This is a genomic window from uncultured Frigoribacterium sp. (assembly GCF_963515265.1).
In the GTDB taxonomy this organism is placed as follows: domain Bacteria; phylum Actinomycetota; class Actinomycetes; order Actinomycetales; family Microbacteriaceae; genus Frigoribacterium.
This window is the reverse complement of record NZ_CAUPYL010000140.1, coordinates 1-7,031: the sequence shown is the minus strand read 5'-3', so window position 1 is coordinate 7,031 and position 7,031 is coordinate 1. Positions and strand designations below refer to the sequence as shown.

Here is a 7,031-nt window from a genome sequence, read left to right as displayed (position 1 = left end):
GGTGCCGACCGCGGCCGTCACGCTGCCGAAGCTCCGGACGCCGCGCTCGGCGAACCCGGCGGGGGCGATCGCCACGGGCACGGGCGCGGAGTGCACGAGGACTCCCCCGACGCTGCCGAGGTGCAGCCGGCCGAACGTGCCCTCCTTGCCGGCGCCGATCACGATCGCGTCGGCCCCGAGGTCGGCGGCGGCCGCGACCAGGCCCTCGGCGAAGGTCTCGGCCCTGACGAGGTGCGTCGTGGACGTGACGCCGGCCGGGACCTCGGCCGCCGCCTCCTGCAGCCAGCCCTCGGCGAGGTCGTCGAGGTGCCGCTCGTAGCTGGGGGCTGTGGGGACGAGGGAGGCGCGGCCCCGGTCGTGCAGGACCATCACGAGGTCGAGGCGCACGCCGAGCGTGTGCGCGAGGGCCGTGCCGAGGGCCAGGGCGTCGTGCCCCGCGGGGGTGTCAAGGTACCCGACGACCACGCTCCTCACGAGGCGGCCGCTCCGGCGTCGGCGTGCTCGGGCTGGCCTGCGGACGCGGCCTGCACGGAGGCGTCGGCGTGCGCGTCGCGCTCCGCGAGGATCTCGGCGGCGACGTCGCGCCCGACGCGGATCGCGCCGTCGACGTGCTGGAACCCCTCCGCTGCGATGTCGCTCGACGAGAACCGGATCGGCCCGACGGGCACGCGCTGGTCGTGGCCCCAGCGCGAGAGGCCGCCGAGGTCGAAGCTCGTCGCGTACGCGCCGCCCGTCCACTCGTCGCTGGCCCAGTCGCTCTCGAAGTAGACGACCGGCTCGATCGCCTGCTCGCCGTAGTACGACGCCAGCGACGCGAGGATCGCCGCACGCCGCTCGTCGGCCGGCAGGGCGAGGAGGCGGTCGGCCTTCTCGTCGCTCACGAAGCCGACCAGGGTGCCCCGCGGGTCGCCGTGGTTCGAGTTGTCGTACGCCTCGTGCACCACCTGGTACGGGCTGAAGGCCGTGCCCGAGAGACCGGCGTCGCGCCAGAACGGCGTCTCGTACACGGCGTGCACCTTGATGACGAGGCCGAGGGAGACGTGCTGGTGCCACTGCTGGCGCAGGGCCGGCAGCGCCGGCAGGTACTCGATGCGCGAGTAGAGGTTGGGCGGCACGGCGACGACGGCCCAGCGGGCCGCCACGCGCAGCTCGGGAGTCGAGGCGACGACCCCGTCGGCCGACCACTCGAGCGTCTCGACCGGCTGGCCGAGGCGCACGGCGTCGCCGAGCTTCTCCGCGAGCGTCAGCGGGACCCGCTGCAGGCCGCCCACGACGCGCTTGTCGAGGATGAAGTCGGCGTCGACGAGGTTGCTGAAGCTGCCGGCGCTCGACGCCATCTGCAGCGCCTGGAGCAGCGAGAACGAGTGGGCGGGCTTCGTGAGCATCGCGTCGGCGATGAACAGCGCGATGTTGGCGCGCGCCTCCGCGTCGTCGGACTGCTGCTCGAGCCAGGCCGAGAACGACACGTGGTCGAGCTCGGCGGCCCGCGGGTGCTCCCAGGGGGCCGCGACGTCGGTCTCGGCGACGAGCTCGTCCATCACGACGATGAGCCGCTCGATCTCGGCCTGCGTGTGCTCGGAGGCAGGGAAGATGTCGCCCGTGAAGCGCGACGCCGTGCCGTCGGCCGAGACGTAGACGCTCTCCCCCTCGCGCCACCGGGAGTACGTCTCGAGGCCGAGCTCGCCGAGCGTCGCGATCAGGGCCGTCTGGTCGGGCGACACCCACTGGCCGCCGAGCTCGAGCATCGCCCCGTCGATCGTCTCGGTGCGCAGCCGGCCGCCGACGCGGTCACGTGCCTCGAGCACGACCACGTCGAGGCCCGCCGCGCGCAGGTCGGCGGCCGCGGTCAGGCCGCTGGCCCCCGCGCCGATGACGACGACGTCGCAGGTGGTGGTGTCGGTCATGGGGTGGTCTCCGTCGCTGGTGCGGGCACCGGGTGGTGCCGGGTGAGTGTGGGGGTCGGGCTCGGCTGGGCCTGGCCCGGCCCGGCCGGGGCGGTCAGGACGAGGCGCGCGGCGAGGCGTGCGCGCTCATCACGTGCTTGACCCGGGTGTAGTCCTCGAGGCCGTAGGCGCTGAGGTCCTTGCCGTAGCCGGAGCGCTTGAACCCGCCGTGCGGCATCTCGGCGGCGAGCGGGATGTGCGTGTTGATCCAGACGCAGCCGAAGTCCAGGTCGCGGGCGAAGCGCTCGGCCGTGGTGTGGCTGTCGGTCCAGACGCTCGAGGCCAGGGCGTAGGGCACGCCGTTGGCCAGGGCCAGCGCCTCGTCCGCCGTGCCGAACGACTGCACGGTGAGCACCGGGCCGAACACCTCGGCCTGCACGACGTCGTCGTCCTGCCGCACGCCCGTGACGATCGTCGGCGCGAAGTGGAAGCCCGTCCCGCCGACGCGGTGCCCGCCCGTCGCCACGGTCGCGTGCGCGGGCAGCGCCTCGACGACGGCCTGGACCGCCGCGAAGTGCCGCCCGTTGTTGAGGGGGCCGTAGGAGGCGCCCTCCCCGGCGTCGGGACCGGTCGTCGTCACCTCCGCGGCGCGCACCAGGGCGGCGACGAGGTCGTCGTGGAGCGACTCGTGCACGATGACGCGGGTCACCGCGGTGCAGTCCTGGCCGGCGTTGAAGAAGGCCGCCTCCGCGATCTGGGGGGCGACCACGTCGACGTCGACGTCGGGGAACACGACGGCGGGAGCCTTGCCGCCGAGCTCGAGGTGCACCCGGGCCACTCGGTCGGCGGCGGAGGTCGCGACGGCCACGCCGGCGCGCACCGATCCCGTGATGGCGACCAGCCCGGGCACGGGGTGCTCGACGAGGGCCTGGCCCGTGCTCGCGTCGCCGAGCACGACGTTGAGCACGCCGTCCGGCAGGATCCCCTTCGTCAGGGAGGCGAGCACGAGCGTCGACTCGGGTGTCGTGTCGCTCGGCTTCAGCACGATCGTGTTGCCGGCGGCGAGGGCCGGCGCGATCTTCCAGATCGCCATCATCAGCGGGTAGTTCCACGGTGTCACCTGGGCGACGACGCCGATCGGCTCGCGGCGCACCGACGAGGTGAGCCCGTCGAGGTACTCCCCCGAGGCGATGCCGTCGAGCCGGCGGGCGGCGCCGGCGAAGAAGCGCACCTGGTCGGCGCCGACCGCGACCTCCTCCGCGGCGATGATCGCCTTCGGCTGCCCCGTGTCCCGGTGCTGCGCCTCGACGAGCTCGTCGCTGTGCGCGTCGAGGGCGTCGGCGAGCGCGAGCAGCGCGGCCTGGCGCACCGACGGCGTGCTGCGGCTCCAGCCGGGGAACGCCCGGGCCGCGGCCTGCACCGCCGCGTCGACGTCGGCCGCGTCGCTCACGGGCGAGACGGCGACGACCTGCTCGGTGACGGGCGAGACCACGTCGATCGTCGCGGTGCCGTGGGCGTCGACGTACCGGCCGTCGACGAAGTTCTGCAGGGTCGCCATGGTGTCCTCTCGGTGGTGCTCGGTGCTGGTGCCGTGGTGCTCGGGGCCGTGCTGGTCGGGTCGCGTCGGGCTCAGCCGTCGGGCTGCAGCGCGTAGGTCGTGTCGAGGTACTCGTGGATGCCCTCGCTGCCGCCCTCGCGCCCGAGGCCCGAGTGGCCGACCCCGCCGAACGGGGCCGCGGCGTTCGAGACCAGGCCGGTGTTGACGCCCAGCATGCCGGTGCGGAGCCGACCGAGCATGCGTCGCCCACAGGCCAGGTCGGTCGTGAAGAGGTAGGCGACGAGGCCGTAGGGGGTGTCGTTGGCGAGCCGGACGGCGTCGTCCTCGTCGCGGAACGTCGTGACGGCGGCGACCGGGCCGAAGATCTCTTGGTGCATCAGGTCGGCGTCGCGGGGCACGTCGGCCAGGACGGTCGGCGCGAAGAACGAGCCGGGGCCGCCCGGCGCCGAGCCGCCCGTGACGACGCGGGCGCCCCGGGCCACGGCGTCGGCGACGAGCCGCTCGCAGGTCGCGACGGCGCGGTCGTCGATCAGCGGGCCGAGCGTCGTCCCGTCGGCCGTGCCGGGCCCGACGACCATGGCCTCGACGCGCTCGGCGAGGCGGCGCGTGAACTCGTCGGCGACCCGTTCGTGCACGAGCAGGCGGTTGGCCGCCGTGCAGGCCTGCCCGCCGTTGCGGAACTTCGCGAGCATCGCCCCGTCGACGGCAGCGTCGAGGTCGGCGTCGGCCATCACGACGAAGGGGGCGTTGCCGCCGAGCTCCATCGAGGTCCGGAGCACGTTCTCGGCCGCCTGCGCGATCAGCACCCGGCCGACTGCGGTCGAGCCGGTGAACGAGAGCTTCCGGAGGCGCGGGTCGGCGAGCAGGGGCCCGGTCACCCCGGCTGCGTCCGTCGTGGTCAGCACGGTGACGACGCCGTCGGGGACGCCGGCCTCGCGCAGCAGCTCGGCGAAGGCGATCGTCGTGAGCGGCGTCAGCTCGGCCGGCTTCACGACGACCGTGCAGCCGGCAGCCAGGGCAGGCGCGATCTTGCGGGTCGCCATGGCGAGCGGGAAGTTCCACGGGGTCACGAGGTAGCTCGGCCCGACGGGCCGGTGCGTGACGGTCATGGTGCCGGTGCCCTCGGGGACGGGACCGTACCGGCCCTGGACGCGCACCGCCTCCTCGGAGAACCAGCGGAGGAACTCGCCGCCGTAGGCGACCTCGCCGCGGGCCTCGGCCAGGGGCTTGCCCATCTCGAGCGACATGAGCAGGGCGAACGACTCGCGCCGCTCGACGAGGAGGTCGAAGGCCCGGCGCAGGGTCTCCCCGCGGACGCGCGGCGGCGTGGCGGCCCACCCGTCGGCGGCGGCCACCGCCCGGTCGAGGGCGTGGAGCGCGTCGTCGGGCCCCTGGTCGACGACCCTCGCGAGGACCTCGCCGGTCGCCGGGTCGTGCACGGGGAAGGTGGGGACGCAGCCGAGCTCGGTGGCCGGGGCCGCTGCGGCGGCTGCACCGTCGTCGCTCTCACGCACGAGCGCGACCACGTGTGCGGGGAACTCCGGCAGGGCTGCCGCGTCGGGCCGCGTCGTCCGCGCAGCCGTCGACACGTCGGTCATCAGGCCGACCCGAGTGCGGCGGCGACGACGTCGAGGCCGTCGTGCAGCAGCGCGTCGTCGATGGCGAGCGGCGGGAGGAACCGGATCACGTTGCCGAAGGTGCCGCAGGTGAGGACGATGACGCCCTCGGCGTGGCAAGCCGCGGCGACCCGGCCGGTGAGGGCGGCGTCGGGCTCGCCGGTGAGCGGGTCGACGAGTTCGATCGCGATCATCGCGCCTCGGCCGCGGACGTCGCCGATGCGCGGGTCGCCCTGCTGCAGGTCGCGCAGGCGGCCGAGCAGCAGGTCGCCGATGGCGGCCGCGCGCTCGAGCAGCCCGTCGTGCTCGAACGACTCGATGGCCGCGAGGGCGGCGGCGCAGGCGATCGGGTTGCCGCCGTAGGTGCCGCCGAGGCCGCCGACGTGGGGCGCGTCCATGATCTCGGCCCGGCCGGTGACGGCCGAGAGCGGCAGCCCGCCCGCGATGCCCTTCGCCGTGACGACCAGGTCGGGCACGATGCCCTCGTGCTCGCTGGCGAACATGCGGCCGGTCCGGGCGAAGCCGGTCTGCACCTCGTCGGCGATGAACACGACGTCGTTCTCGCGGCACCAGGCGACGATCGCGGGGAGGAACCCGGGCCCCGGCACGATGAAGCCGCCCTCGCCCTGGATCGGCTCGATGACGACGGCGGCGAGGTTCGCGGCGCCGACCTGCTTCTCGATCTGCGAGATCGCGCGAGCCGCGGCCTGCGGCCCGTCGAGCCCCGCGTCCCGGTACGGGTACGACAGCGGGGCGCGGTAGATCTCGGGGGCGAAGGGCCCGAAGCCGCTCTTGTAGGGCATCGACTTGGCGGTGAGCGCCATCGTCAGGTTCGTGCGGCCGTGGTAGGCGTGGTCGAAGGCCACGACGGCGGACTTCCGCGTGTACGACCGTGCGATCTTGACGGCGTTCTCGACCGCCTCCGCGCCGGTGTTGAACAGCGCCGAGCGCTTGTCGTGGTCGCCGGGCGTGAGCCGGTTGAGGGCTTCGCAGACCTCGACGTAGCCGTCGTAGGCCGTGATCATGAAGCAGGAGTGCGTGAAGCGCTGCACCTGCTCGACGACCGCCTCGACGACGCCGGGGGCCGAGTTGCCGACGCCGGTCACCGCGATGCCCGAGCCGAGGTCGATCAGGGTGTTGCCGTCGACGTCGACGAGCACTCCCCCGCCTGCCGCCTCCGTGAACACGGGCAGCGAGACGCCGACGCCCGCGGCGACCGCGCCGCGCTTGCGCTCCATCAGCTCGCGGCTGCGCGGGCCGGGCACCTCGGTGACGAGACGGCGGCGCTGCTCGAGGCCGGGGCCCCCGCGCGGGGTGGTGACTGTGGTGCTCGACATGCAGGCGCTCCTTCGACGTTGCGGCGACTCTAGGGAGCCGGGGCGCACCTCCTCGACCGACAGTTCGTCGCATGTTCACCTCCGGTCTGCCAGACCGGCAGGCCGGTGCTAGGTTCGGCGCGTGCGCCCCACCGTCCGAGCCCTCGTCCGACAGGCTCCTCTCGACCTGCGACTCCTCGACCCGACCACGCGCACCGACGAGCCGCTCTCGTGGGTGCACAGCTCCGACCTCGTCGACCCATCGCCCTTCGTCGCCGCCTCGACCATGTTGCTGACGACCGGCAGCCAGTTCGGCGTCGACGCGACGCAGGACGACTACGACGCCTGGGTCGGCCGGGTCGTCGGCGCGGGCGTGGTCGCCCTCGGGTTCGGTGCCGGCGTGCACCGGCCCGACACGCCCGTCGAGCTCGTGCTCGCCGCCTCGGCCCGCGGGGTGCCCGTCGTCGAGGTCCCCTGGCGCACCCCCTTCATCGCCGTCGCCCGCTGGGCGGCCGACCAGCTGGCCGAGGAGGCGCGCGACCGCGACCGCTGGACGCTGCGGGCCCAGCGCGCCGTCTCCGTCGCGGCCATCGGCGACGGCGGGCTGGACGCCGTGCTGCGGGTGCTCGGCGAGCAGCTCGGCGGGTCGGTGGTGCTG

6 protein-coding genes are annotated in these 7,031 nt (G+C 74.4%); 1 reads left to right on the top strand and 5 read right to left on the bottom strand.

Annotated elements, in window-relative coordinates:
- From RWM17_RS10735 to gabT, 5 genes are all read right to left on the bottom strand, one after another.
- A partial coding sequence (locus RWM17_RS10735) for a universal stress protein (RefSeq protein WP_314103532.1) occupies window positions 1-474 on the bottom strand: 474 nt, incomplete at its 3' end.
- Window positions 471-1,904, bottom strand: a complete 1,434-nt coding sequence (locus RWM17_RS10730; RefSeq protein ID WP_314103529.1) for an NAD(P)/FAD-dependent oxidoreductase — start codon at window positions 1,902-1,904, stop codon at window positions 471-473. The genes RWM17_RS10730 and RWM17_RS10735, both read right to left, overlap by 4 nt.
- A 94-nt stretch (window positions 1,905-1,998) precedes the next feature.
- Window positions 1,999-3,441, bottom strand: coding sequence for an aminobutyraldehyde dehydrogenase (locus RWM17_RS10725; RefSeq protein ID WP_314103527.1), 1,443 nt, complete (start codon window positions 3,439-3,441; stop codon window positions 1,999-2,001).
- Window positions 3,442-3,512: 71 nt separating this feature from the next.
- Window positions 3,513-5,039, bottom strand: a complete 1,527-nt coding sequence (locus tag RWM17_RS10720) for an NAD-dependent succinate-semialdehyde dehydrogenase (RefSeq protein ID WP_314103525.1) — start codon at window positions 5,037-5,039, stop codon at window positions 3,513-3,515.
- Window positions 5,039-6,394, bottom strand: coding sequence for a 4-aminobutyrate--2-oxoglutarate transaminase (gabT, locus tag RWM17_RS10715; protein WP_314103523.1), 1,356 nt, complete (start codon window positions 6,392-6,394; stop codon window positions 5,039-5,041). The genes RWM17_RS10720 and gabT overlap by 1 nt, the downstream gene beginning before the upstream one ends.
- A gap of 121 nt (window positions 6,395-6,515) precedes the next feature.
- Here gabT and RWM17_RS10710 point away from each other — a divergent pair.
- On the top strand, window positions 6,516-7,031 hold a 516-nt coding region (locus RWM17_RS10710), incomplete at its 3' end, for a PucR family transcriptional regulator ligand-binding domain-containing protein (protein ID WP_314103521.1).

Coding starts and splice junctions, on each gene's coding strand:
- RWM17_RS10725 (WP_314103527.1), bottom strand. CDS start 3,441: ATGGCGACCCTGCAGAACTTCGTCGACGGCCGGTACGTCGACGCCCAC.
- RWM17_RS10730 (WP_314103529.1), bottom strand. CDS start 1,904: ATGACCGACACCACCACCTGCGACGTCGTCGTCATCGGCGCGGGGGCC.
- gabT (WP_314103523.1), bottom strand. CDS start 6,394: ATGTCGAGCACCACAGTCACCACCCCGCGCGGGGGCCCCGGCCTCGAG.
- RWM17_RS10720 (WP_314103525.1), bottom strand. CDS start 5,039: ATGACCGACGTGTCGACGGCTGCGCGGACGACGCGGCCCGACGCGGCA.